The following is a 24,835-nucleotide window of genomic DNA, read 5'->3' as shown; positions in this document are numbered from 1 at the left end:
TCACGCCCCGCCGAGCAGATGGAAGTGCGCGATGCGCGTCATCGTGCGCGCGATCGCGCCGAGCAGGCGCAGTCGGTTGTCGCGCACCTTCGTGTCGTCGACCATCACGAACACCTGGTCGAAGAAGCGATCGATCGGCTCGCGCAGCTCCTTCGCGACGAGCGTGAGCGCCGCGACGTAGTCGCCCGACTGCGTCGCGCTCTCGACGCGCGATCGAATCTCCGAGAAGCGCGCGGCGAGCGCGCGCTCCGCCTCGTGATCGAAGAGCGCGGGATCGGGATCGCCGCTCGGCGCGTCCTTCGCGATGTTGTAAGCGCGCTTGAACGCGACCGCGAGCGACTCGTACGCGGGCATCTTGCGCAGCTCGGCGAGCGCGCGGACGCGCGCGGCGAGGTCGCGGATCGAGCGCCCTTCCCACGCGCCGAGGCACGCGTCGACGAGATCGACCGGGTGGCCCTGCTGCTCCGAGAGCAGACCGCGCAGGCGCGTGCGGAAGAACTCGTCGAGCTTCGCGAGCACCTCGTCCTTCGCGCTCAGCTTCTTGCCCTGCGCGTCGTACGCCCTCCACGCCGCGGCGAGCACGTCGCGCAGATCGACGTCGATCGGGCCCTCGAGCGCGGTGCGCGCGATCGCGAGCGCGGCACGACGCAGCGCGAACGGATCGGCGCCGCCGGTGGGCACGATGCCGATGCCGAAGCAGCCGACGAGCGTGTCCGCGCGATCCGCGATCGAGAGCGCCGCGGAGAGCGGCGCGGAGGGCACCGCATCGCTCGCGGACTTCGGCAGGTAGTGATCGCGGATCGCGTCGGCGACGTCGGGCTCGACGCCCTGCTGCTGCGCGTACCAGCGGCCCATCAGGCCCTGCAGCTCCGGGAACTCGCCGACGATCAGCGTGACGAGATCCGCCTTCGCGAGCGGTGCGGCCTTCACCGCGCGACCGTCGTTCGACAGACGGGCGGCGAGCTCGCCGACGCGCACCGTCTTCTCGCCCACGCTCCCGAGCTTCGCCTGGAACACGATGCCGTCGAGCTTCGGGACGCGAGCCGCGAGCGGCGTCTGGCGATCGGTCTCGACGAAGAAGCGAGCGTCCGCGAGCCGCGGGCGCAGCGCGCGATCGTTGCCGTTCGTGACGGTCGCGGGATCGAGCGCGGTGTTCACGACCGCGAGGTAGCGCGGCATCAAACGATCCGCGCCCTTCGCCTTCACCGCGAAGTAGCGCTGGTGACCGCGCATCACCGCGACGATCACCTCGTCGGGCAGCGAGAGATACGCCTCTTCGAACGAGCCCGCGATGACGTGCGGCTCCTCGACGAGCGATGCGTTCTCCTCGACGAGGAACTCGTCGGGCACGAGATCGCCGCCGATCTCGCGCGCCTTCGCTTCGAGGCGCTCGATCATCACGCGACGACGCTCGCGCTCGTCGGCGAGCACGTGCGCATCACGCAGGATCGCGAGGTACGCGCCGGCCTCGGGGATCTCGATCTCGCGCGCGGCGAGGAAGCGATGGCCGCGGGTGCGCGTGCCCGACGCGATGCCCGCGAACTGCGTCGCGATCGCGTGCTTGCCGTGCAGCGCGACGAGCCAGTGCACCGGGCGTCCGAACGCGACGTCGCCCTGCCCCCAGCGCATCGACTTCGGGAACGGGATCTTCGCGATCGCATCGGCGAGGATCGCGGGCAGCACCTCGCTCGCGGCACGGCCGGTCTCGCGACGCGTGACCGCCGCGTACTCGCCCTTGTCGGTCGTGACGACGCGGATCTGATCGACCGCGATGCCGTTCTTCTTCGCGAAGCCCTCGGCCGCCTTCTTCGGTCGACCGTCCGCCTCGAAGGCCGCGGCCTTCGGCGGGCCGAGCACTTCTTCTTCGAGGTCGGTCTGACGATCCGCGACGTCGTTCACCAGCACCGCGAGCCGTCGCGGCGTGCCGTACGACGACGCGGAGCCGTGCCCGATGCGCGCGTGATCGAGCAGCTGCGTGAGGATGCCCGGTAGCTCCTTCAGCGCCTTCGCGACGAACGAGGCGGGGAGCTCTTCGGTGCCGATCTCGAGCAGGAGATGCGCAGTCATGACTCGTCTGCTCCGATCACTTGGCGATCAGCGGGAAGCCGAGCTTCTCGCGCTGCGCGTAATACGACTCGCACACTGCGCGCGCGATGTGTCGCACGCGACCGATGTAGCGCTGTCGCTCGGTCACGCTGATCGCGCCGCGCGCGTCGAGCACGTTGAAGTAGTGGCTGCACTTCACGACGCAGTCGTAGGCGGGGAGCACGAGTCGCTGCAGCGGGTCCTCGATCTCGAAGACGAGCTGATTGCCCTTCTCCTTCTTCTTCGCGAGGCCGAGGAGCTGGTGGCACTGGTCCTCGAAGCGATCGAAGAGCTCGAAGTGCAGCGGCACGTCGGCGCGCTCGAAGTTGTAGGTGGACCACTCCCACTCTTGGCGCTTGGCGATCTCTCCGTACTTGATGCCGCCGCCCCACTCGACCGAGTAGATGTCGTCCTTGTCCTGCAGGTACATCGCGATGCGCTCGAGCCCGTAGGTGAGCTCACCGCTGATCGGCTTGCAGTCGATGCCGCCGACCTGCTGGAAGTACGTGAACTGCGAGATCTCGAGGCCGTCGAGCCAGACCTGCCATCCGAGGCCCCACGCGCCGAGCGTCGGAGACTCCCAGTCGTCCTCGATGAAGCGGATGTCGTGCTTGCTCGGGTCGGTGCCGATCGCGCGGAGCGACTCGACGTAGAGCTCCTGGATGTCGAGCGGCGACGGCTTGAGGATCACCTGGAACTGGTGGAACTGCTGCAGTCGATTCGGGTTCTCGCCGTAGCGACCATCGGTCGGACGGCGCGAGGGCTCGACGTACGCGACGTTCCACGGCTCGGGGCCGATCGCGCGCAGGAAGGTCGCGGGATTGAACGTACCGGCGCCGACCTCGGAGTTGTAGGGCTGCACGATGAGGCAGCCGCGGTCCGCCCAGAACCGCTGGAGTGCGAGGATCAGCTCCTGGAAGGTCTTCATGGTGTCCGTGGAGTGCAGAAGAGAAATGCCGAGCAGAGGCTGACGAGCGATCAGTCGTCGTCGTCGTCGTCGTCGTCGTCGTCCGAGTCGTCGTCGTCCGAATCGTCGTCGTCGTCCGAATCGTCGTCGTCGTCCGAATCGTCGTCTTCGTCCGAATCGTCGTCTTCGTCCGAATCGTCGTCTTCGTCCGAGTCGTCGTCTTCGTCCGAGTCGTCGTCGTCGTCTTCGTCCGAGTCGTCGTCTTCGTCCGAGTCGTCGTCTTCGTCCGAGTCGTCGTCTTCGTCCGAGTCGTCGTCTTCGTCCGAGTCGTCGTCTTCGTCCGAGTCGTCGTCTTCGTCCGAGTCGTCGTCTTCTTCGTCGTCCGACTCGGCGTCCGCGCGCGACGCGAGCTCTTCCTCGCGCTCCGCCGCGGGCTCGTCCTCGGCGGCGCGGTCGGTCCCGAGCTCCAGCTGCTCCGCGCGCGCTCGCTCCGCGACCTCTCCGTCGAGCTCCTTCGCGGCCTCTTCGAGCTCTTCGTCCGAGTACTCGCGCTTCTCCACCGCGATGTCGGCGATGCCCTCGATCGCCTCGCCCGTGCGGCGCTGGAAGAGCGCGCGGCTCTCCTCGTTGAGCTCCGAGTACTCCTTCAGCGTCGGGAGATCCGAGAGCGACGCGAGCCCGAAGAACTCGAGGAAATACGGCGTCGTGCCGTAGAGCAGCGGCCGTCCGGGCTCGTCCTTGCGTCCGATGATCTTCACGAGGTTCTTCTCGAGCAGGACCTTCATCGCAGAGCCGGAGTCGACACCGCGGATCTCGTCGACCTCGGGACGCGTGATCGGCTGCCGATACGCGATCATCGCGAGCGTCTCGACCTGTGCGCGCGTGAGGCGGACCGGCTTGCGCGCGACGAGCTCGCGCACGAACGGCGCATTCGCGGCGGCGGAGCGGAACTGGAACCCACCCGCGACCTCGATCAGCTCGATGCCGCGACCGCGATAGTCCTCGATGAGCAGATCGAGCAGACGCTGCACTTCCTTCGTCGTCGAGCCCGCGATCTTCGCGATGCGGTTCGCAGCAAGCGGCTTGTCGCTCACGAAGAGCAGACTCTCGATCACGCCCTTCAGGTGATCCGCGCCCACCGAGAGCGGCGGGGCCTTCTCGAGGCCCGGTCGATCCTCGGTGTCTTCGCCGGGGAGCGTGGCGCTCTCGTCGCCGCTCGCTTCGTCGAGGCCCAGCGCGCGCGCGAGCGCGGGGTCGACCGGCGCGAGATCCGCGTCGGTGTCCGTCGGCGCGTCGGTCTCGACGTGGCTCGCCGGCGCGCTCTCCTCGTCCGAAGTGGTCTCGAGCGGCTCGGCGTCGGGGCTCGACGCGTCCGCGTCCGGCACGAGCTCGTCGCCCTCGGAGTCTTCGACTGCGCTCGCCTCCGCGAGCACGCGCGCGACGATCGCGTCCGCGACCTCGTCGACCGCGTTCACGACGTCCTGGTCGTCCGGCGAGAGCGGGGTCTCTTCGGCAGCGCTCGTGTCGACGCCCTCGTCGGTGCTCACGTCGTCTTGCCCGGAGCGGGGCTTTCGCTTGCGCGGGCGGCTCATGATTCGGGGGTCTCGGGCTCGGCGGGGCGCGGATCGTGCGCAACGTCGCGGTCGGAATCAAGGAGCGCGAGCTCGTCGTCGGGCGCGTCGAGCTCGGGCTCGAGCGCGTGCGCGGTGTGGTCATCGGACGCGCTCACCGCATCCGAGCCGGTCTCGCCGATCGAGAGGTCCGTCGGGCTCTCGACTGCCGAGGCTTCTTCGAAGGCCGAGGCTTCTTCGACCGCCGAGGCTTCTTCGACCGCCGAGGCTTCTTCGACCGCCGAGGCTTCTTCGACCGCCGAGGCTTCTTCGACCGCCGAGGCTTCTTCGACGGCCGAGGCTTCTTCGAGTGCCGAGGCTTCTTCGACTGCCGAGGCTTCTTCGACGGCCGAGGCTTCTTCGACGGCCGAGGCTTCTTCGACCGCCGAGGCTTCTTCGACGGCCGAGGCTTCTTCGACGGCCGAGGCTTCTTCGACGGCCGAGGCTTCTTCGACGGCCGAGGCTTCTTCGACGGCCGAGGCTTCTTCGACGGCCGAGGCGCGTTCGACTGCCGAGGCGCGTTCGACTGCCGAGGCTTCTTCGACTGCCGAGGCTTCTTCGACTGCCGAGGCGCGTTCGACTGCCGAGGCGCGTTCGACTGCCGAGGCTTCGTCGACTGCCGAGGCTTCGTCGACTGCCGAGGCGCGTTCGACTGCCGAGGCTTCTTCGACTGCCGAGGCTTCTTCGACCGCCGAGGCTTCGTCGACTGCCGAGGCGCGTTCGACCGCCGAGGCCTCTTCGACCGCCGAGGCCTCTTCGACCGCCGAGGCCTCTTCGACCGCCGAGGCCTCTTCGACCGCCGAGGCCTCTTCGACCGCCGAGGCCTCTTCGACCGCCGAGGCCTCTTCGACCGCCGAGGCCTCTTCGACTGCCGAGGCTTCTTCGACTGCCGAGGCTTCGTCGACTGCCGAGGCTTCTTCGACTGCCGAGGCTTCTTCGACTGCCGAGGCTTCGTCGACTGCCGAGGGTTCTTCGACCGCCTCCGCAACGTTCTCGATCACCGACTCGGCCGCCGCGACACTCGCGACAGCCTCGTCGGCATCCGGCGCGCGCTCGCTCCCGGGATCCGACGCGCTCGTCTCCTCGGCGCTCGCGCTCTCCTCGTTCCCGTCCGCGTCGAGCACGCGATACTCGAGGTGAATCGGCGCAATCGGCTCGCTCTGATACACGCGCGCCAGACGTCGCTTCGCCATCTCGAGGATCGCGAGGAACGTCACGACGACGTCGTACATCGACTTCACGTCGTCGAAGAGCTCGTCGAACGTGCAGCGCCGCTTCGTCCGCAGTCGCTCCGCGAGCTGCGACATGCGGTCCTGGATGCTCACGCCCTCGGCGGTGATCTGGAACGCGAGGTCCTGCTTCGCGCGCTTCAGCACCGCCTGGAACGCGTCGAGCAGCTTGAACAGCCCGACGCCCGCGAGCGCCGCCGGCCCCGTCGCCTCCGGCGCCTCCATCCCGCGCAAGAACACGTCGCGGCCCTGCACGCCGCGCGCGCCGAGGTCCTCCGCAGCCGCCTTGTACTTCTGGTACTCGAGCAGCCGCCGGATGAGCTCCTGGCGCGGGTCGATCTCTTCTTCGTCCGCGCTCTCTTCCGCTTCGGCCGCGGGATCCGGCGGCAGCAGCGACTTGCTCTTGATGTGCGCGAGGGTCGCCGCCATCACGAGGTACTCGCTCGCGATGTCGAGGTCGAGCCTCTCCATCACGCGGATGTACTCGAGGTAGCGCTCGGTCACGAACGCGACCGGCAGGTTCACGATGTCGAGCTCGTGCTTCTGGCAGAGGTGCAGAAGCAGATCGAGCGGCCCCTCGAAGCTCGGCAGCTTGAGCTGGAAGTTCGGATCCAGCGGCTCGGGCGTGGACGACGAGGACGACGACATCGCGGGGCTCGTGCACGCGATCGCGCGACGACGAGCGGGTCCGTGTACCCTTCCCGTTCCCCGGAGTCAAAGGGCGCACGTGGGTGCGCGTGTTCGCCCCTCCACCCACTGCAGCCGCCATGACACGCGCGTCCCGGTCATCGGGGTGACACGCGCCGTTTGCGCGAGGGTCCCTCGTGGCATGACGAATGCTGATTCCTCGGGCATGACCCCTGTGGAGCGCGCCCGGGAGCGTCTCGTGCTCCCCTTCGACCGCGGTTCCTTCGCTCGCGACGCGGTCGACTCGACGGTCGCGTACGTGGGCGTCGAGCACGCACCTCCGGGGGCGTCGCGCACGCGCCGCTCCGCGGACGGCGCAATCGCGCTCCAGACGCGCCTCGCGGGACGCGTCGGCGACGTGGGGCCGCAAGGCTTCACCGTGGAGCACGCGGGGTTCCCGGCGCGCGTGCGACACCTGCTGCCCGCGGCGCTCGAGCTGCGCGCGCTCGCAGGCCACGACGTCTCGCTCGAGCTCGAAGAGCGCCTCCACGCGGGTCGCTGCACCGTGGACGCGCGTGTGCGCGACCGCGACGACGGCGCGCTCGTGCTGTGGACGCACGACGGCGAGCTCCCCGAGGATCGCGTCGCGCACGGGCTCGCGCTGCGCATGCGGATGGGCGACGAGGCGCGCGGCCTGGTGATCGCGCACCGCGGTGGTCTCGTGATCGTGCGCGCGCCGAGCGTCGTCGCGGTCGAGACCGAGGTCGGTCCGATGCTGTTCGTGGTGATGCGGCTCGGGGACGACGACGTCGCGTTCGTCGCGCTCGCGCACTGAGAAACGAACGAGCCCGCGAGGAGCGCTCTCCTCGCGGGCTCGTGATCGGTCACTCGTGATCGGCGTCAGGGGAACGGAAGCCCGCCGTCACCGAGACCGGGGAAGCCACCACCCCCGCCGCACGCGGTGCGGAACGTCGGCGGGAATCCGCCGCCCAGCTCGGGGCCGCAGCTCGGCGGCTCGGCGGGCGTGCCCGGGATGATGGCGAGCGGCACGCCGCAGATGTCCTCTTCGCCCGTGCACGTGGTGCCGCACCCGCCGCAGTTCGCCTCGTCCACGGTCACGCACGCGCCGTCGCAGCAGATCTCACCGCAGGACGCGCCGAACGTGCCCGACGTCGGGCGGTCGCACGCCTCGGTGCCGCCGCAGAGGCACTGCCCGGCGACGCAGGTCTCGCCCGCGCCGCACACGTTGCCGCAGCTGCCGCAGTTCGCCGCGTCCGTCATCGTGTCGACGCAGCCCGTCGAGCAGCACGCAGTGCCGCCGGTGCACGCCACGCCCGCCGACGCGCACTGGCACGCGCCGCCGATGCACGACTCGTTCATCGCGCAGGCATTGCCCGGCGCGCCGCAGTTGCGCGGATCGTTCGACGTGCTGACGCACGTGAAGCTACCCGCCTGGCTGACACAGAGCTCGCCCTCGCGGCACTGATCCTGGATCGCACCGCACATGCAGCGCGGCGCACCCATCGCGGCGCCACCCGGGATCGAGCACGCGCTCGCGCGCTCCTCGTCACACGCGATGCCGCAGCCGTTGCACGAGTCGAACGACGGATCGCTGCGCCCGTCGCCGCCGAGCGCGTAGCCCACGCGCGACACGCAGGTCGTCCCGCAGCAGCGCTCGGTCGAGCCGCACGCCGGACGGCAATCACCGCCGGAGCCGCCGTCGCTCGGCAGGCCGCCGTCGCCCTGCACGCCGGGCACGCACGCCGCCTCACGGCAGATGCCCGACGGACACTGCACGCCGCATCCGCCGCAGTTGTTCGGGTCGTTCACGATGTCGCGACAAGCGATTCCATCGCTCGCGCTACAGCACATGTAGAACGTCGGGCACGCGGGATCGCACTGTGGATCCCCCCCACCGTTCGAACAGCCGGCGATCCCCGCGGCGAGCGCGAAGAAGCCTGCGAGAAAGCCAGTCCGTTGCATCCAAGCGACGTTCATCTCGTACATCTCCACGGCTGCGAGGCTCACGCGAGCTCGGGCAGCGTACGCAATCGCGCACAGCGGCGGAAAGACGCCCTCGGAGGTGTTCTTGAGCGATCTCACTGCACGATGAGCCGTCGCACGGAGATGCGTGTCCGGACCGGCCAGCGCGCGTCCGATCAGGCGTCGATCGCGGCGAGGACGGCGTCGACGTGCCCGTCGACCTTCACCTTCGGGAACACCTTCTTCACCGTGCCGTCCGGGGCGATCACGACCGTGCTGCGGATGATCCCCATCGACTTCTTGCCGTACATGTTCTTCTCGCCCCACGCGCCGTAGGCCTCGATCACGCGTCCTTCGCGATCGCTGAGCAGCGGGAAGTCGAGCGAGTGCTTGTCGCGGAAGCGGCAGTGCGACTCGATGCTGTCCTTGCTGACGCCGAGCACGATCGCGTTGCGCTTGCGGAGCTCGTCGCGCGCATCGCGGAACTGGTGCGCCTCGAGCGTGCAGCCCGGGGTGTCGTCCTTCGGATAGAAGTAGACGACGACGTTCTTGCCGCGCAGCGCGGAGAGCGAGACGTCGTCGCCGTCGCTCGAGGGAAGCGTGAAGTCGGGCGCGAGCACGCCTTCGCGCAGCTTCGCGTCGACGTTCGCTGCGGCGCTCGTCGCCTTCTTCGCAGGGGCTTTCTTCGCGGGTGTCTTCTTCGCCGTGGCCATGCGCGCGAGTCTAGTGGCGCGCTCGGCTCGCGTGCGAATGAGCAAGCTCACGAACGCCGGGGGCGCACGGCCCCGCCCGTTGACCAGGTTTCGGCACTGTCGTATTGCGCCCGCTCGTTCGGGGCGGCGAGCAGCTGGCCGTGATTCGGGGGCGGAGCCCCGCTGAGGAGGATGTTCGGATGGATCGGATGGCACTTCGACTTGCGATCGTGTGCGTCGCGCTGGTGGGCCTGGTCGCGTGCGGCGACGACGACTCGCCGATGATCACATTCCCCGACGGCGGCGGCACGGACGCGGGCGGCGGCGGTGGCAGCGACGCGGGCCGCACCGACTCGGGCACGCCCGACACCTGCCCGCCCGGCACGGGCCGCGCGCCCACCGGCAACGTCTGCGCGGCGGCGACCGCGACCTGCATCGAGAACGCGATGACGCAGGCGGCGTACGAGGCCTGCATCGACGGCGATCCGGCCGGCGACGACTGTGCGGGCTGCATCAGCAGCGAGCTCATCGCGACCTGCTCGGCGACGGGCATCTGCGACAACGAGTTCGGCGAGATCGGCTGCTGCCTCCAGGAGGAGTGCGCGAGCGCGGCGGATCAGAACGCGTGCATCACCGCGGCGCTCGACGCCGGCGGCGCGTGCGAGGGCCGCTGGAACATGTTCGTGTCGTGCGCGAACACGGCGGCGAGCGCCGGTCGCTGCGGCACCACCGACCTCTGCTTCATGGCGGCGGCGGGCTTCGCGCCGAGCTTCGACGCGCGCAGCTTCCCGTACTTCCCCGGGCTGCTCGAGTCGGCGCGCGCGCAGTGCGGCGCGCTGCTCCAGTGAGCCGCGCTCGATAGTCGGCGCGATCGCAGAGAACGATCGCAGACGAAGAGGCGACGATCTCCGGATCGTCGCCTCTTCGCGTCTCGCGGGAGCACGTTTCGGGTTTGCAGTTGCGGCGCGCGGGCCCAAGCTCGCGGCGATCGATGTCCGCACGCACCGTCATCGTCGGCGACGTCCACGGCTGCCTCGACGAGCTCGAACGACTGCTCGCGCAGCTCGGCCTGACGCGCGACGATCGGCTGGTGATGGTCGGTGACCTCGTCGCGAAGGGACCGGAGTCCCTTGGCGTGGTGCGGCTTCTCCGCGAGGTGGGCGCGCAGTCGGTGCTGGGCAACCACGACGCGAGCCTGCTCCGCCTCCGGCGCGACCCGAGCGCCGACGTGAACGACGCGCTGAAGAAGACCGCGCGCAAGCTCGACGAGGCGGACTGGGCGTGGCTCGAGGCCCTGCCCTACACCATCGCGCTGCCGGATCATCGCGCGCTGGTGGTGCACGCCGGGCTCGTCCCGGGCGTCTCCCTCGCGCGGCAGAAGCCCGAGGACATGCTCACGATGCGCGCGATCCGCGAGGACGGCACCGCGAGCAAGCGACTCGAGGAAGGCACGCCGTGGGCGCGGCTCTGGGTCGGGCCGCCGCACGTGTACTTCGGACACGACGCCGTCACGGGCCTGCAGCAGCATCCGTTCGCGACGGGCCTCGACACCGGCTGCGTGTACGGCGGTCGTCTCACCGCGTGCGTGCTGCCCGCGCGCGAGCTCGTGTCGGTGAAGGCGAAGCGCGTGTACGCGGAGCCGGGCAAGGCGATCGCGGCGCGCCACGCGAGCGAGAGCCAGAAGCCCAAGAAGAAGTGAGCGTGAGCGATCCTCTGCGCGTCCGCGTCGGACCTCGATCGAGCCTGGCCCCCGAGCGCGCGCTCACCGCGCGCATCTCGAACGATCACGACGGCACCCCGCGCGAGGTGATCGTGGTGCTCGACGACTCCGGCGCGCTGCGCGCGTACGTGAACCGCTGCAAGCACCTGCCCATCCCGATCGACGGGGGCTCGCGTCGGTTCTTCGACGACGAGGGGCGACACCTGATGTGCGGCACGCACGGCGCGCTCTTCCGACGCGCGGACGGTTACTGCATCGAGGGCCCGTGCCGCGGGCGCTCGCTCGATCGCGTGGAGATCGAGGTCGACGAGAGCGGGACGATCTGGGCGCTCGGTTGAGCTACGATTCGTCCCCGCATGAGCAGTCGTGCCGCGTCGGGCCCGGGCGGGACCGTTCGTCTCGAAGATCCGACCGATTTTCGCGCGGAGGTCGCGCGCGCGATCAAGACGCGACTGGCGCCGGTGCTCGTCGTCATCGCGGGGCCCGACCTCGGCACGTCGCGCCGCCTCGATCGCACGCTGACGATCGGCCGCGCGCCCGACGCGGGGCTCTCCCTCGCCGACACCAGCGTCTCGTACATGCACGCGCGCATCGAGGATCGCGGCGATGCGTGGGCCGTGGTCGACCTCGGCAGCACGAACGGAATGCGCGTCGACGACCTGCCTTGTCGCGAGGCGGTGCTGCGTCCTGCGACGAAGATCCAGGTCGGGACGACGGTGCTGCGCTTCGAGGTGCAGGACGAGGACGACCAGGCCTACGACGAGATGCTGCAGCGCCTGATCAGCATCGACGATCTCTCGGGGCTCTTCGTGCGGCGCCGCTTCGATCGCGAGCTCGCGCAGATGATCACCGCGGGGCGTCAGGCGAGCGAGCGCGTCGCGCTGCTCGTGATGGATCTCGACGGCATCAAGCGCATCAACGACACCCACGGGCACCTCTTCGGGGCGCACGTGATCGGCGAAGCAGGACGGCGGATCGCGCGCGCGCTCGCCGGTCAGGTCGGCGCGATCGCGTGCCGGTTCGGCGGCGACGAGTACCTCGTCGCGGCGCCCCGGCTCGACACCGAGGGCGCGCGCGCGCTCGCGGAGCAGCTGCGCAGCGTGATCGCCGACGAGGCCTATCCGAAGGACGACGTCGAGCTGCGCGTCGGCGTCAGCATCGGGCTCGCCGTGTTCCCCGACGAGGCAGCCGACACGCAGCGGCTCTTCCAGCACGCCGACGAGGCGATGTACCGCGCGAAGCAGTCCGGGAAGAACCGCGTCAGCCGCTGACGCGCTTCAGGTGCCCGCGGGCGACGGATGGCGCGCCTCGAACGCAGCGCGCGTCGAGAGCGGGCCCACCGATGTCCACGGCTTGTCCTCGCTCGAGCGCAGCACGCCGCGCCGATGCGTGAGGACCTCGCAGCCGGTGCGCGTGACCAGCACCGTGTGCTCGAACTGCGCGGACAGCGAGCGATCGCGCGTCACGACCGTCCACTGGTCGTCGAGCATCTCGGTCTCGAAGTGCCCGACGTTGATCATCGGCTCGATGGTGAAGACCATCCCCGCGCGAATCCGCTGCCCCGCGCCGCGCTTTCCGTAGTGCGGCACCTGCGGCGGCATGTGGAACTCGCGGCCGACGCCGTGCCCGACGTACTCGCGCACCACCGAGCAGCCGCGGCCCTCCGCGTACTCCTGGATCGCCGCGCCGATGTCGCCGATGCGCGCGCCGTCCTTCACCTGCGCGATGCCGAGCTCGAGGCAGTGGCGCGCGGTCTCCGTCACGAGCTTCGCTTCCGCGCTCGGCTCGCCGATGTAGAAGGTCGCGCTGGTGTCGCCGTGGAACCCGCGGAAGTACGTCGTGACGTCGACGTTCACGATGTCGCCGTTCTCGAGGCGACGCTTGCCCGGGATGCCGTGGCAGACGACCTCGTTGACGCTCGTGCACACGCTCTTCGGGAACGGACGCGGCGCGCCCCCGGGCTTGTAGTTGAGCGGCGACGGGATGGCGTCGTGCGAGACGATGAACTCGTGCACGAGCGTGTTGACCTCGTCGGTCGTCATGCCCGCGCGCAGCTTCTCGCCGACCATCAACAGACAGTCCGACGCGAGCTGACACGACGCGCGCATCCGCTCCAGCATCGAGGGCGTCATCAGCTCGACCGATCCCACGTCTTCTTCTGCCTCCGCAGCGATTGCATCTAGCGCAACGGTTCTCGCGTGACCAGTGGGGCGCGCGCTTCTCTCGTGCTTGTGCACGCACGCGCGCTCGTGGAAGGCTCGTCCCGTGAGCGTGGGCGCCGGCGATCCGATCGTGGGGCGCGTGCTCTCGGGGACGTACCGCGTCGAGGCGCGCCTCGGTGCGGGCGGGATGGGCGCGGTGTACGCCGCGCGTCACGTCCGCACCGGCAAGGCCTACGCGGTCAAGGTCTTGCTCCCGGAGCTCGCGGCGCGCACCAGCGCGCTCGATCGCTTCCGTCGCGAGGCGCACGCGCTCGCCGCGCTCGGACACGCGCACATCGTCGCGATCCACGACTTCGATCAGACGCCCGAGGGCATCGCGTTCCTCGTGATGGATCGGCTCGAGGGCGAGGATCTCGCGGCGCGCCTGCGGCGCGGTCCGCTGGCGCACGACGTCGCGCTCTCGATCGCGGATCAGATCGCGTCGGGGCTCGAGGCCGCGCACGGGATCGGGCTCGTCCATCGCGATCTGAAGCCCGCGAACGTGTTCCTCGCGCGCGTTGCCGGCGTGGGCGAGCGCGCGGTGCTGCTCGATTTCGGGCTCGCGAAGAGCCTCGCCGAGGATCCCGTGGGCGCCATCACGTCGACCGGCGTCGTGATGGGAACGCCCCACTACATGTCGCCCGAGCAGGCGCAGGGCGCCGCGCTCGACGCCCGCACCGATCTCTGGTCGCTCGGCGTCATCCTCCACGAGATGCTGAGCGGTCGCCCGCCTTTCGAGGGCGCGACGATGGCGTCGCTGTTCGTGCAGATCCTCACGCACCCCACGCCCTCGCTGCGCGCGCGTGGCGTCGTCGTGGGCGACGCGCTCGAGTCGCTGCTCCAGCGAGCGCTCGCGAAGAGCCCGAGCGAGCGCTTCCCCGATGCGACGAGCTTCCGCCGCGCGCTCCACGCGGTCGGCAGCGGCGCGCACGTGCTGGTGCCGCCGACTCTCGCCGCGACGCCTGCCACGCGCGCGACGCCCCAGGGCATCACGCCGATGGGCAACGCGTTCGCGACGACGGGCACCGGGCGCGAGCCGAGCAGTGCGCCGACCTCGCGCGCGTGGTGGGTCGCGCTCGCTGCGCTCGTGACCCTCGGCGTGATCGGCACGGGAGCGACGATCGCGGTCGCCCTGATCGCGACGTCGATGCGCGCGAGCGAGACACGGGCGAGCGAGCCGCTCGCGAGCGCGCCCGCTCCGGCCCCGGTGATCGATGCCGGCACGATCGCAGACCACGACGCGGGCGTGATCGCGACCGCCGACGAGCCCGATGCCGGCGCGCCGATCGAGGTCGCGACGACGACCCGCACCCGCGCTCGCAGCACGCGCCGCGCAGCGCCCGAGCCCACCCACGACGAGCCTGCATCGAGCGGCAACCCCGTTCCGCCCGGGCTCGACACGAGCGCGCCGGGCGCGGCAGAGCGCGTCGCCGCGCGCCCGTTCATCTCGAGCGGCGACTGGGCGGGCTGCGTGCGCGCGCTGCGCGGCGCACCGCCGACGCGCGAGGTGCTCTGGGATCGCGCGAGCTGCTCGTTCCAAGCGCGCGATCGCGCGGAGCTCGAGCGCGCATGCGCCGCGCTCGATCAGCGCTTCGCGGGATCGCCGCAAGCGCGCGGCTGTCAGGGCCTCCTCAGCGCGATGGCATATCAGTAGACGGAAAAGAAAATGGGCCTCGAAGGGGGCGACCTTCGAGGCCCGGCTCGACACGCGGGGCGAACGCGCATCGAGCGGTACGAGCGTGTCCCGGAGGCAGATGGGACGCGCTCGCGCATGAGAACGGTGGGCCTCGGAGGGGGCGACCTCCGAGGCCCGGCTCGGCGCGCGGGGCGACGCGTACCGAGCGGAGCGAGCACGTCCCGGAGGCAGATGGGACGCGCTCGCGATCGATGCTCAGTCGAAGTCGAGCTCGGCTGGATCCTTCTCGGCTTCTTCGACGCGGCGCTCGAGGTTCGCGTCGGCGTAGAGATCGTCGAGCGACCAGCCGAGCTTGATGTCGGTCCGGATCTCTTCGCGCTCGAACTCCTCGATCGAGTGGTAACGCTTCGGTCCACGCATCGTGATCGACTCCCCTGCTCGGCGGCGCAGCGGTCGCGACTCCAGCGCTGTCATCTGCGCTGCGCGACCACGTTGTCCTACATGTGCGCTTGTCTACCACTGACGATCGCGAGGACAAAAAAAGGTGCAACGCGAAGCGGTTGAAGCGGATCTCACGCCCTGATAAACCGGTCGCCCCTATGGCCGAGGTGCTCGCGATCGCGAACCAGAAAGGCGGCGTCGGTAAGACGACCACCGCCGTCAACCTCGCCGCGAGCCTCGCCGTCGCCGAGCAGCGCGTGCTGCTCGTCGACATGGACGCGCAGGCCAACGCGACGAGCGGCCTCGGTCACGCGCCGTCGTCGATCGAGCGCGGCACGTACGAGGTGCTGATCGGCGAGGCCGCGCTGCGCGACGTGCTGCTCGAGACCGCCGAGCTCCCGACGCTCAAGGTCGCGCCGACCACGCCGGATCTCGCTGCGATCGAGACCGAGCTCGCCGATGTCGAGGATCGCGTGACGCGCCTTCGCGAGGCGCTCGCGACGGTGCGCGACGACTTCGACTTCATCCTCGTCGACTGCCCGCCTTCGCTCGGCCTGCTCACGCTCAACGCGCTCGTCGCGGCGGACGCGGTGCTCGTGCCGATGCAGTGCGAGTACTACGCGCTCGAAGGGCTCTCGCGCCTGAGCGGCACGATCGAGCGCGTGAAGAGCGTGCTCAACGAGCGCCTCCACGTGAACGGCGTGCTCCTCACGATGTACGACCCGCGCTCGAACCTCGCGCGCGAGGTCGCCGACGAGGTGCGCAAGCACTTCCGCGTGTTCGAGACGGTGATCCCGCGCAACGTGCGGCTCGCGGAGGCGCCGTCGCACGGCAAGCCCGTCATCCTCTACGACGCCGGATCGCGCGGCTCGCACGGCTATCTGAGCCTCGCGCGCGAGCTGCTCGGCGCATCGTCCGAGGCGGCATGAGCCCGGCGGATCCGAAGCAGGGCAAGCGGCTCGGCCGCGGTCTCGACGGCCTGCTCGGCCCTGCGACCGCGACGTCGTCGTCGCCCGGCACCACCAAGGCCGCGCCGCCCGCGCCGCGTGACCCGGTGAGCGCGGCGATCGAGGACGTACACCCGAACCGCGCGCAGCCGCGCACGCGCTTCGACGAGGCGAAGCTCGACGAGCTCGCGCAGTCGATCCGCGAGCTCGGCGTGCTCGAGCCGATCCTCGTGCGCAAGCGGCCGCAGGTCGCGGGCGAGCCCGCGGGCGGGTTCGAGATCATCGCGGGCGAGCGTCGCTGGCGCGCGGCGCAGCGCGCGGGGCTGCGCGAGGTGCCGATCGTCGTGCGCGAGCTCTCGACGCAGACCGCGTTCGAGGCGGCGATCGTCGAGAACCTGCAGCGCGAGGATCTCAACGCGGTCGAGACCGCGCGCGCGCTGCAGCGCCTGATCGACGAGCACGGGCACACGCAGGAGACGATCGCCCAGAAGGTCGGCAAGGACCGCACGACGATCGCGAACTCGCTGCGCCTCCTGAAGCTCCCGCAGAACGTGCTCGAGCGGCTCGAGAACGGCGAGCTCAGTGAAGGCCACGGGCGCGCGCTGCTCGGCGCGCCGAGCGCGGCGCAGATGTCGAAGCTCGCGAAGCTCGCCGTCGAGAAGGGCTGGAGCGTCCGCGAGACCGAGCGTCAGGTGCGCGCGGCCGCGCGCGCGAGCGAGCCCGCGAAGGAAGGCGAAGAGACGGCCAAGACGAGCAGCGCGAACGTGCGCGACCTCGAGAACCGCCTGAGCAAGAGCCTCGGCGCGCGCGTCACGCTCTCCGACCGCAAGGGCAAGGGGCACATCGAGATCAACTACTCGAGCTACGACGAGCTCGATCGGTTGCTCGCGAAGCTGCTCTGAGCGTCCCCGGGAGACGCCTCGCCCTGCACGACGGCTCCTGGTCACCTCTGATCGCTGAATCGCGCGCGAGCGCGCGCCGTCGAGGTCCCATGCGAGAGCGACTGCTCGTCCTGGCGCTCGCGATCGTCACCACCGCGTGCGGCGGCGGTGGCGAGAGCGTGCGACCGACGGCCGCCACACCGGACGGCGATCACTGGGAGTCGGTGCAGGACCTCCGCTTCGTCGCGCCTGCGCGCTGCGCGACCGGACCCTTCGAGGTGCGCTTCCCCGCGCGCGAGATCACGTGGGCGCGGCGGCTGACGATCGAGGCGTACGGCCCGCGGCGAATCCCGCTGCACTACTCGATCGTGCGTCGCGACGGCGACTCGATCCGCAGCGAGCTCAGCGGCTCGTGGGACGACGTCGGCCCCGAGGCGCACGCGAGGTGCCGCGGTGACGTGACCACGACCATCGCGGCGCCGAGCGCGTCGAGCGCATCGGGCGGCGAGATCCTCCGCGCGTCCGACGCGGTCACGCGGCCCGGCGATCCCGCGGCGCCCGAGCTCGCGCTCTCCGCGATGCCCGAGCTCGTCCCTCACGCCGGCGAGCCCGACGGGTACGTGGTCGCGCTGAGCCAGGGATACGCGTACTTCACGCGCGGCGTCCCGACGCGCTACGCCGACGGGATCCACACGTACCAGTACGACGACACGCCGCGCGACGCGGCCGCCGAGATCGTGGTGCGCATCTGGCTCTCAGCGCCGGGCGATCTCGACGGCATCGTCTTCCGGTTCCGCGATCAGGATCTCGTGCCCGACGGCTCGCCCGAGGAGTACGCCGCGCGCTTCGCGGCGCGCGTCGAGAGCGAGCGCGTGCGGGTCGCGGAGCACCACGCGACCGTGCGCGCCGAAGAAGAGCGCGAGGTCGCGCGCTGCCAGCGCGAGCCCGAGGAAGCGCGCTGCGTCGCGCGGCGCGTCCAGCACCCCGGCCAGCCGCCCCCGCCGCCGCTCGTCGAGCTGCAGCCGCCCACGCCGTCGGCGGACGTCGACTGGGTGCCCGGGTTCTGGCGCTTCGATCAGACGCTGCTCGACTACGTCTGGGTGCCCGGCACGTTCGTGTTGCGCCCCGCGCCGCCGCAGCCCGCGCCCGAGGTGGTGGTGCGCGCGCCCGAGCCGCCGCCGCCTCCGATGCCGCCGCCTCCGCCGCCGGAGCCGACCGCGACGCGCGAGATCGACGTCGCGATCCCGCCGCCTCCTCCGCCGCGCGCCGAGGTCATCCCCGTGCCGCCGCGTGTGCCCGGCGTGGTGTGGGTCGCGGGCGCGTGGCGCCTCGAAGGTCGCGCGTGGGTCTGGGTGCCCGGTGCGTGGCAGCTCCCGCCGAGCGCGGGCGCGCGTCCCATCGCACCGACCGTCCGCGAGCGCAGCGGCGTGCGCATCTACGTGCCCGGCGGCTGGATCGACATCCGCTGACTCGTTGCCGGAGTGCTCGCGTCACTCCTTCGGCGCGAGCTTCTCCTTGAGCGCCTTCATCGGCGTGCCGCCGAACACGCGCGTGTGCACCGCGAGCCAGTCGGGGAACTCGGTCCCGAAGAGGAAGTCCATCGTCGCCGCGACGAACCCGTAGTGCCCGTCGAAGCGCGCGTGGTGGAGCGAGTGGTACGAGATCGGGTTCGACCAGAGCAGCGTCGTCGCGCGCGTGCTGCGCGCGGGCATGATCTCCGCGTTCGCGTGGCCCGCGATGTTCCCCGACCAGTGCACCGCGAGGAACACGAGCCATCCGCCCGCGCCGAGCACCCCGAAGTGCGAGAGCACCACCGGCGGCACGAGCATCATCACGATCCACCCGATCGCCTCCGCGGGATGCATCGAGAGGCCCGTCATCGGCGTCGTCACGAGCGACTCGTGGTGCCAGCGGTGCATCCAGAAGAGCGCCTTGCTGTGCATGGCGCGATGCATCGCGTAGTAGCCGAGCTGGAACGTGTACCAAGGCACGAAGAAGCCCGCGATCTCCGCGATCCAGCCGCTCGAGAACTGCATCGCGCCGCTCGCGAGCACGCCCGCGAGCACCGGCACGAAGAGCAAGTGGAACAGCGCGGTGCCGATCATCTCGTGCCGCAGCTGACCGCGCTTGAGGGGCACGTCGAAGACCTTGCGGCCGCGCTTCCACGCCGCGCGCTCCGCGGCGTACCCGCTGACCAGACCGATCACGGTCAGCGACGCGCAGAGCGCGAAGCACGCGATGAGGAGCTCCCCGTACGACCTCGCCGCGATCAGGTCGTTCAGCGACACAGCGTTCATGGACCGCGAGTCTGGAGCCTATCGATCGATAGGTCCAGACCCGTTCACCACGACGCGCGGCGCTCCGCGGCGTCGACCGTGTTCGAGAGCAACATCGCGATCGTCATCGGCCCGACGCCGCCCGGCACCGGCGTGATCCACGACGCGCGCTCCGCCGCGCCCGCGTATTCCACGTCTCCGATGAGCTTCCCGCTCGCGCTGCGGTTGATGCCGACGTCGATCACCACAGCGCCGTCCTTGATCCAGTCGCCGCGCACCAGCTCGGCCTTGCCCACCGCCGCGATCACGATGTCGGCCTCGCGCACCCGCGCCGCGAGGTCCTTCGTGCGCGAGTGCGCGAGCGTGACCGTCGCGTTCTTCGCGACCAGCATCGCCGCGATCGGCTTGCCGACCAGCGCGCTCCGACCGATCACGACCGCGCGCGCGCCCTCGAGCGCGACGCCGGTGTGCTGCAGCAGGCGCATGCAGCCCCACGGCGTGCACGGACGCAGACCCGGACGGTCGCTCCACAACAAGCCGGTGCTGATCGGCGTGAGCCCGTCGACGTCCTTGCCCGGCTCGAGCACGTCGATCACGCGCTGCGAGTCGAGGTGCTTCGGCAGCGGCAGCTGCACGAGGATCCCGTCGACGTCGCGCGCCGCGTTCAGCTCGCGCACCTTCGCCTCGAGCGCGTCCTGCGTCGTGTCGCTCGGCATGCGGTGCACCGCGCCGCGGATGCCCACGGTGCCCGCCTGCTTCTCCTTGCTGCCGACGTAGACCTGGCTCGCCGGGTCGTCGCCCACGAGCACCACGTCGAGCCCGGGCGCGCGCCCGTGCTTCTCGACGAACGCCGTCACGCGCTGCGCGACCTCGGCCTTCACCTCCGCCGCGATCGCCTTGCCGTCGATGATCTTCGCCGCCATCACGCCACCTCGATCCAGAAGGTGAAGCGCGCACCGTCGACGTCGGTCTCGTGCTTCGTGCCCGCGCCGATGCCGCGATCCATGCGCGTCGCGAGCACCTCGCCCGCGACGTACGCGCCGTGCTCGCCGAGCGCGGTCGCGAGCTCGCCCTCCGCCTCCCACGCGAGCGCGATGCGCGCGTCGAACGCGAGGTCCATCGTCTTGCGCGCACCCTGGATCTTGCTCACCGCCTCGCGCGCCATGCCCTTGCGGCGCAGCGCGTCGTCGACGTGCGTGTCGAGCACCACCACGCGCCCGCGATCGCTCGCCGCCGCGAAGCCTTCCTTCGCGCTCAGCCGGATCTCGACCTCGCTCGCCTCGAGCTCGACCGTCGTCTCGGGGAGCGCGAGCACGATCTTCCCGTTCGACTCGAGCTCGCGATAGAGCGCGCTGCCGTCCGCCTTGCCGAGCGCCGCCTTGCACGCGGGCACGTGCTTGCCGAGCTTCGGCCCGAGCGCGCGGAAGTTCGGCACCAGCTGGAACTGCACGATCTTCTCGGGCTCGCTCGTGAAGCTCAGCTTCTCGACGTTGAGCTCGTCGACGATCGCGTCCTGGAAGCGCTCGACGGTGCGGCGATCCGACTCGTCGGTGACGACCACGATCGCCTCCGCGAGCGCCTGACGCACCTTGAGCTTGCCCTGCGCGCGCACCCGCGCGCCGAGCCCCACGATGGCGCGCGCTGCGGCCATGTCGCGTCGCAGCGCGTCGTCGCGGCGCTCGTCGTGCGGCTTCGGGAAGTCGGTGAAGTGCACGCTCGCGGGCGCCTCGGGATCGTCGGTGCGCACGAGGTTCTGGTAGAGCGACTCCGCGAGGAAGGGCGTGAACGGCGCGATCAGCTTCGCGAGATCGACGAGCACCTCGTAGAGCGTCGCGAACGCCGCGCGCTTGTCCGACGAATCTCCGCTGGCCCAGAAGCGCGCGCGGCTGCGCCGCACGTACCAGTTCGACAGCGACTCGATGAAGTCGGAGAGCGAGCGCGCCGCGGGGTGCGTGCGATAGGCCTCGAGGCTGCCGCGCACGTCGCGCACCGTCTGATCGAGCTCCGCGAGGATCCAGCGATCGAAGTCGCTGCGCTCCGAGATCGGAGGCCGCGGCATCGACGGAGTCCATCCGTCGATCGACGCGTAGGTCACGAAGAACGAATAGACGTTCCAGACCTTGAGCAGGAACTCCTTGATCGCCTCGACCGCGCCGCCCTCGAACCAGCGGTTGGTCTGGCCCGGGACGCTCTGCGCGTAGAGCGCCCAGCGCACCGCGTCGGCCCCGTAGAGATCGAACATCTCTCCCGGGTCCTTGTAGTTCTTCTTGCTCTTGCTGAGCTTCTGGCCCTTCTCGTCGGTGATCAGGCCGAGCACCACGCAGTTCTTGAAGGGGTGCGGATAGCCCTCCTTCTCGAACAGCATCGTGCTGATCACGAGCAGCGAATAGAACCAGCCGCGCGTCTGATCGACCGCCTCGGTGATGAAGTCCGCGGGGAACTCGCGCTCGAACTGCGCCTTGTTCTGGTGCGGATAGCCGTGCTGCGCGAAGGGCATGCACCCCGAGTCGAACCAGCAGTCGATCACCTCGGGGACGCGGCGATAGACGCCGGGCTCGCCCGGGTTCTCCCACGTCACCTCGTCGACCCACGGCTTGTGGACCATCAGGTGATCGCTGAGCGACGGATTGGCCTCCTTCGCACGGTGCCAGTGATCGAACGCGCGCGGGTTCTTCGCGAGGATCTGCTCGACGGAGTCGATGCACTCCATGCGCCCGGTCTGGTCGTTGATCCAGATCGGCAGCGGCGTGCCCCAGAAGCGCTCGCGGCTGAGCGCCCAGTCGACGTTGCTGCGCAGGAATTCGCCGAAGCGCCCTTCCTGGATGTGCTCGGGCTCCCAGTGGATCGTGCGGTTGTTCTCGATGACGCGGGAGATCTCCTGCGTCGTCCGGATGAACCAGCTGCGCCGCGCGTACTGGATCAGAGGATCGGTGTCGCGCCGCCACGAGAAGGGATATTGGTGGCGATAGACTTCCTCTTTGAACAGCAATCCACGCTGCCGGAGATTGCGGATGATGTCGCGGTCCGCCTCCTTGCAGAAGCGACCCGCGAAGTCGGTCACCCGCTCGTCGAAGGTGCCATTCGGGCGGACGAGCTGGAGAAAGCCCAGCCCCTGCTGCTTGCAGACCTTGAAGTCCTCTTCGCCGAACGCGGGCGCGACGTGCACGATGCCGGCGCCGCTCTCGAGCGTGACGAAGTCCGCCGCGATCACGTGGTGCGCATGCTTCCCATCAGGAGCAGAGCCTCCTTCGGGCTCGGCGTACGAGAACGGCGGGACGTACTTGGTCCCGAGCAGGTCCTTGCCCTTCTTCGTCTCGACGACGCGATGCTCCTTGTCGCCGAGCACCTTGCCGATGAGCGCCTGCGCGAGGATCAGCCGCTCTCCCTCGACCTCGACGACCGCGTAGTCGAAGTCCTCGTGCACCGCGAGCGCGATGTGGCTCGGCAGCGTCCACGGGGTCGTCGTCCACGCGAGGAACGACGTCTTCTCCGCGCCGACTCCGCTGTCGGAGAGGACCGGGAACCGCACGAACACCGACGGGTCGTCGACCTCTTTGTAGCCCTGACCGACCTCGCCGCTCGACAGCGCGGTGCCGCCCTGCGGCCACCACCAGACGATCTTGTAGTCCTGGTAGAGCAGGCCCTTGTCGAAGAGCGTCTTGAGCGCCCACCACACGCTCTCGACGTACGGCTTGTGGAACGTGACGTAGGCCGCGTCGAGGTCGACCCAGAACGCGATGCGCTGGGTCATCTTCCGCCACTCGTCGATGTAGCGGAACACGCTCTCGATGCAGCGATGCGTGAACGCCTCGACGCCGTACGCCTCGATCGCCTGTCGCCCGCTGATCCCGAGCGCCTTCTCGACCTCGACCTCGACCGGCAGACCGTGGGTGTCCCAGCCGCCGCGCCGCGGGACGTGCCAGCCCGTCATGCTGCGGTAGCGGAGGAACACGTCCTTCATCACGCGCGTCAGCACGTGACCGGGGTGCGGCATCCCGTTGGCGGTCGGCGGGCCCTCGAAGAAGACGAAGGGAGGCTTGCCCTCGCTCGACTCGACCGAGCGCTCGAAGATGCGCTCGCGCTGCCAGAGATCGAGGAAGCGGCGCTCGAGATCGGGGAACGAGACCTTCTGCGGAACGGGCTCGAAAGGCATGGGGGCGTGGATCTATCACGCCGCGGCCCGGAGGGCGCAGCAGCGCTTGTGCTTCCGCCCACTGCCGCAGCGACAGAGCTCGTTGCGCCGGATCTTCGGCTCTGCGCGCTTCGCGGTCCGCCGCACCACGCCGCACTCGCGCAGGTGCGGCGCCAGCCACGTCGTGACCTCGGCGATGCTGCGCGCCGGCAGCATGCGATCCGCCCACTCGTTCGGCAGGAAGAGCTCCTCGGCCGACGCCCGCGCGAGGAACGGGATCGCGATCGCGACGTGCATGATGGCCTCGCCGTTCCCCTGCGCCAGCCACGTGTGCGGGACCGCGCCGTACGCGATGCGCGCCACGTCCTCGCTCACCGCCGCGACCTGCTCGTCGCTGACGTCGCGGGTGCGGTGCCAGCAGCGCGCCGCGAAGAGCCGTCCGTTCTCGATCAGCGCCGCGTCGGACGCCTCGGGTCGGTCGATCGCCAGCTCGCGGACGAAGCCGCCCATCCCGTGCGCGAGGTCCTGCTCCTCGAGGACGTGTCCTCCGGCATCGCGCAGCGGCTTCGTGAGCGCCTTCGTCGCCTCGGCGCGGAGCTTCTGCGACGAGCACGCGACGATCCCGAGCCCCATCTCGCGGAACACGGGCGCGGCGCGCCCGACCGGGCCGCTCATGCGCTTGAGGCGCGCGAGCGACGCCCTCGGGTTTCGCTTCAGCGTCCACAGCGCGCGCATCGCATGACAGAGCGTCCCGGTCATGAACTGCAGCTGCGCCTGCGCGAACACGCCCCGCTGCACGGCCTCGGTGAGCGGGTCGTCGTCCTCGAGCAGGTCGCCGGGGTCGACGAAGAGCGACAGGTGCGTCGCGCCCCAGACGAGATCGCCGTACGCGAGCACGAGCTCGCCCTCGTCGTCGCTCAGCCGATCGAGCCGCAGCATCGCGACGCGCCCGAACGCCTCGCGCGCCGTCCTCGCGAGCTCGAGGTAGATGCGCTGCAGCTCGCCCGCGATGATCGGCTGCACGCGCGCGAGCACCGCGGCGTCCTCGCGCCCGACCCGCGGCCCGCGCTGCTGCATGCGCACGAGCACGCGCGCGGCCTCGCCCTCCCCGTCGTTGTCGCGCAGCCAGCGCAGGTGCGCGAGCTCGTCGCGCATCCGCTGCACGCGCGACGCGCCGACGTCGAGCCGCTCGCGCGAGACCACGGGCAGGTCGCCCGGGCGCATGCCCTTGCCCAAGCACGTCACGAAGCGACCCTCGCGCGTCACCACGACGAAGGGCCCGTCGTGCGGATCTTCGAGCGAGAGCGCGACGCGCGACGCGCCCTCGGGGATGCGCGCGGCGTCGAGCACTGCGCGGAGCAGGTCGGCGTCGCGGTAGAGCGTGAGCGCGAGCTCGACGTGAGCATCGGAGACGCGATCGAGGCGGCGGAGGAAGTGAGCAGCGTGTCCCATGCACGCCCAATCGGGC

At 70.3% G+C, this 24,835-nt stretch carries 21 protein-coding genes; 9 read left to right on the top strand and 12 right to left on the bottom strand.

Translation table 11 applies throughout. The features are described from left to right. Genes glyS through DB32_RS18315 form a run of 4 tightly spaced genes read right to left on the bottom strand, consistent with a single transcriptional unit; the run spans position 1 to position 6,479 of the window. Positions 1-2,067 carry a glycine--tRNA ligase subunit beta gene (gene glyS / locus DB32_RS18330; protein ID WP_053233755.1) on the bottom strand — a complete coding sequence of 689 codons (2,067 nt, stop codon included), beginning with the start codon at positions 2,065-2,067 and terminating at the stop codon, positions 1-3. Positions 2,068-2,083: 16 nt separating this feature from the next. Beyond that, a complete protein-coding gene (locus DB32_RS18325; protein ID WP_053233754.1) occupies positions 2,084-3,013 on the bottom strand; it encodes a glycine--tRNA ligase subunit alpha in 930 nt (309 codons plus the stop codon). Positions 3,014-3,063: 50 nt separating this feature from the next. Beyond that, positions 3,064-4,539: an SMC-Scp complex subunit ScpB gene (gene scpB / locus DB32_RS18320; RefSeq protein WP_169791479.1), complete on the bottom strand. Its 1,476-nt coding sequence runs from the start codon at positions 4,537-4,539 to the stop codon at positions 3,064-3,066. 41 nt (positions 4,540-4,580) lie between these two features. Next, complete coding sequence (locus tag DB32_RS18315) at positions 4,581-6,479, bottom strand: segregation and condensation protein A (protein ID WP_053233752.1); 1,899 nt, start codon at positions 6,477-6,479, stop codon at positions 4,581-4,583. 238 nt (positions 6,480-6,717) lie between these two features. Between DB32_RS18315 and DB32_RS18310 the strand changes: the two genes are divergently transcribed. Next, complete coding sequence (locus DB32_RS18310) at positions 6,718-7,293, top strand: hypothetical protein (protein ID WP_157069154.1); 576 nt, start codon at positions 6,718-6,720, stop codon at positions 7,291-7,293. Positions 7,294-7,358: 65 nt separating this feature from the next. Here DB32_RS18310 and DB32_RS18305 read toward each other — a convergent pair whose 3' ends face one another. Both DB32_RS18305 and bcp read right to left on the bottom strand, forming a co-directional pair. Further along, positions 7,359-8,288, bottom strand: a complete 930-nt coding sequence (locus DB32_RS18305) for a hypothetical protein (RefSeq protein WP_169791478.1) — start codon at positions 8,286-8,288, stop codon at positions 7,359-7,361. A 329-nt stretch (positions 8,289-8,617) separates the two neighbouring features. Then, a complete protein-coding gene (gene bcp, locus DB32_RS18300; protein ID WP_083457466.1) occupies positions 8,618-9,154 on the bottom strand; it encodes a thioredoxin-dependent thiol peroxidase in 537 nt (178 codons plus the stop codon). Positions 9,155-9,342: 188 nt separating this feature from the next. Between bcp and DB32_RS18295 the strand changes: the two genes are divergently transcribed. The 4 genes from DB32_RS18295 (at position 9,343) to DB32_RS18280 (ending at position 12,124) form a co-directional block, all read left to right on the top strand. Further along, entirely contained in the window at positions 9,343-9,981 is a 639-nt protein-coding gene (locus DB32_RS18295) for a hypothetical protein (protein ID WP_157069152.1), read from the top strand. Positions 9,982-10,124: 143 nt separating this feature from the next. After that, the gene (locus DB32_RS18290) at positions 10,125-10,832 is read left to right on the top strand and encodes a metallophosphoesterase (RefSeq protein WP_053233748.1); all 708 of its coding nucleotides are present in this window, start codon (positions 10,125-10,127) and stop codon (positions 10,830-10,832) included. Positions 10,833-10,834: 2 nt separating this feature from the next. Then, complete coding sequence (locus DB32_RS48330; protein ID WP_169791477.1) at positions 10,835-11,191, top strand: Rieske (2Fe-2S) protein; 357 nt, start codon at positions 10,835-10,837, stop codon at positions 11,189-11,191. 18 nt (positions 11,192-11,209) lie between these two features. Then, positions 11,210-12,124 carry a GGDEF domain-containing protein gene (locus DB32_RS18280; protein ID WP_053233746.1) on the top strand — a complete coding sequence of 305 codons (915 nt, stop codon included), beginning with the start codon at positions 11,210-11,212 and terminating at the stop codon, positions 12,122-12,124. A gap of 6 nt (positions 12,125-12,130) precedes the next feature. Here the strand turns inward: DB32_RS18280 and map are convergent, their stop codons facing one another. After that, positions 12,131-12,985 carry a type I methionyl aminopeptidase gene (gene map, locus DB32_RS18275; RefSeq protein WP_083458522.1) on the bottom strand — a complete coding sequence of 285 codons (855 nt, stop codon included), beginning with the start codon at positions 12,983-12,985 and terminating at the stop codon, positions 12,131-12,133. Between the two features lie 133 nt (positions 12,986-13,118). On the opposite strand from map, the gene DB32_RS18270 reads away from it, so the two are divergent. Further along, positions 13,119-14,708 (top strand): serine/threonine-protein kinase, encoded by a 1,590-nt coding sequence (locus DB32_RS18270; protein ID WP_157069151.1) that lies wholly within the window; start codon positions 13,119-13,121, stop codon positions 14,706-14,708. 237 nt (positions 14,709-14,945) lie between these two features. Here the strand turns inward: DB32_RS18270 and DB32_RS18265 are convergent, their stop codons facing one another. Further along, positions 14,946-15,110 (bottom strand): hypothetical protein, encoded by a 165-nt coding sequence (locus tag DB32_RS18265; protein WP_157069150.1) that lies wholly within the window; start codon positions 15,108-15,110, stop codon positions 14,946-14,948. 179 nt (positions 15,111-15,289) lie between these two features. On the opposite strand from DB32_RS18265, the gene DB32_RS18260 reads away from it, so the two are divergent. The 3 genes from DB32_RS18260 (at position 15,290) to DB32_RS18250 (ending at position 18,428) form a co-directional block, all read left to right on the top strand. Continuing rightward, complete coding sequence (locus DB32_RS18260; protein WP_053233743.1) at positions 15,290-16,060, top strand: ParA family protein; 771 nt, start codon at positions 15,290-15,292, stop codon at positions 16,058-16,060. Continuing rightward, positions 16,057-16,980 (top strand): ParB/RepB/Spo0J family partition protein, encoded by a 924-nt coding sequence (locus tag DB32_RS18255; protein WP_053233742.1) that lies wholly within the window; start codon positions 16,057-16,059, stop codon positions 16,978-16,980. The genes DB32_RS18260 and DB32_RS18255 overlap by 4 nt, the downstream gene beginning before the upstream one ends. A gap of 89 nt (positions 16,981-17,069) precedes the next feature. Continuing rightward, on the top strand, positions 17,070-18,428 hold the full coding sequence (locus tag DB32_RS18250) for a YXWGXW repeat-containing protein (protein ID WP_053233741.1): 1,359 nt from the start codon (positions 17,070-17,072) through the stop codon (positions 18,426-18,428). Between the two features lie 21 nt (positions 18,429-18,449). Here DB32_RS18250 and DB32_RS18245 read toward each other — a convergent pair whose 3' ends face one another. The 4 genes from DB32_RS18245 to DB32_RS49100 are packed head-to-tail and all read right to left on the bottom strand — an operon-like array spanning position 18,450 to position 24,819. Further along, positions 18,450-19,256, bottom strand: coding sequence for a sterol desaturase family protein (locus DB32_RS18245; protein ID WP_083457464.1), 807 nt, complete (start codon positions 19,254-19,256; stop codon positions 18,450-18,452). Positions 19,257-19,300: 44 nt separating this feature from the next. After that, positions 19,301-20,158, bottom strand: coding sequence for a bifunctional methylenetetrahydrofolate dehydrogenase/methenyltetrahydrofolate cyclohydrolase FolD (gene folD, locus DB32_RS18240; RefSeq protein ID WP_053233739.1), 858 nt, complete (start codon positions 20,156-20,158; stop codon positions 19,301-19,303). Continuing rightward, entirely contained in the window at positions 20,158-23,388 is a 3,231-nt protein-coding gene (gene ileS, locus DB32_RS18235) for an isoleucine--tRNA ligase (RefSeq protein ID WP_053233738.1), read from the bottom strand. Before ileS ends, folD begins: the two co-directional genes overlap by 1 nt. 15 nt (positions 23,389-23,403) lie before the next feature. Next, positions 23,404-24,819: a YecA family protein gene (locus DB32_RS49100; RefSeq protein ID WP_053233737.1), complete on the bottom strand. Its 1,416-nt coding sequence runs from the start codon at positions 24,817-24,819 to the stop codon at positions 23,404-23,406. Positions 24,820-24,835: the final 16 nt, after the last annotated feature.

The organism is Sandaracinus amylolyticus (assembly GCF_000737325.1).
In the GTDB taxonomy this organism is placed as follows: Bacteria; Myxococcota_A; Polyangia; order Polyangiales; family Sandaracinaceae; genus Sandaracinus; species Sandaracinus amylolyticus.
Note: the sequence above shows the minus strand (reverse complement) of the source record. Positions and strands in the feature narration are given on the sequence as shown.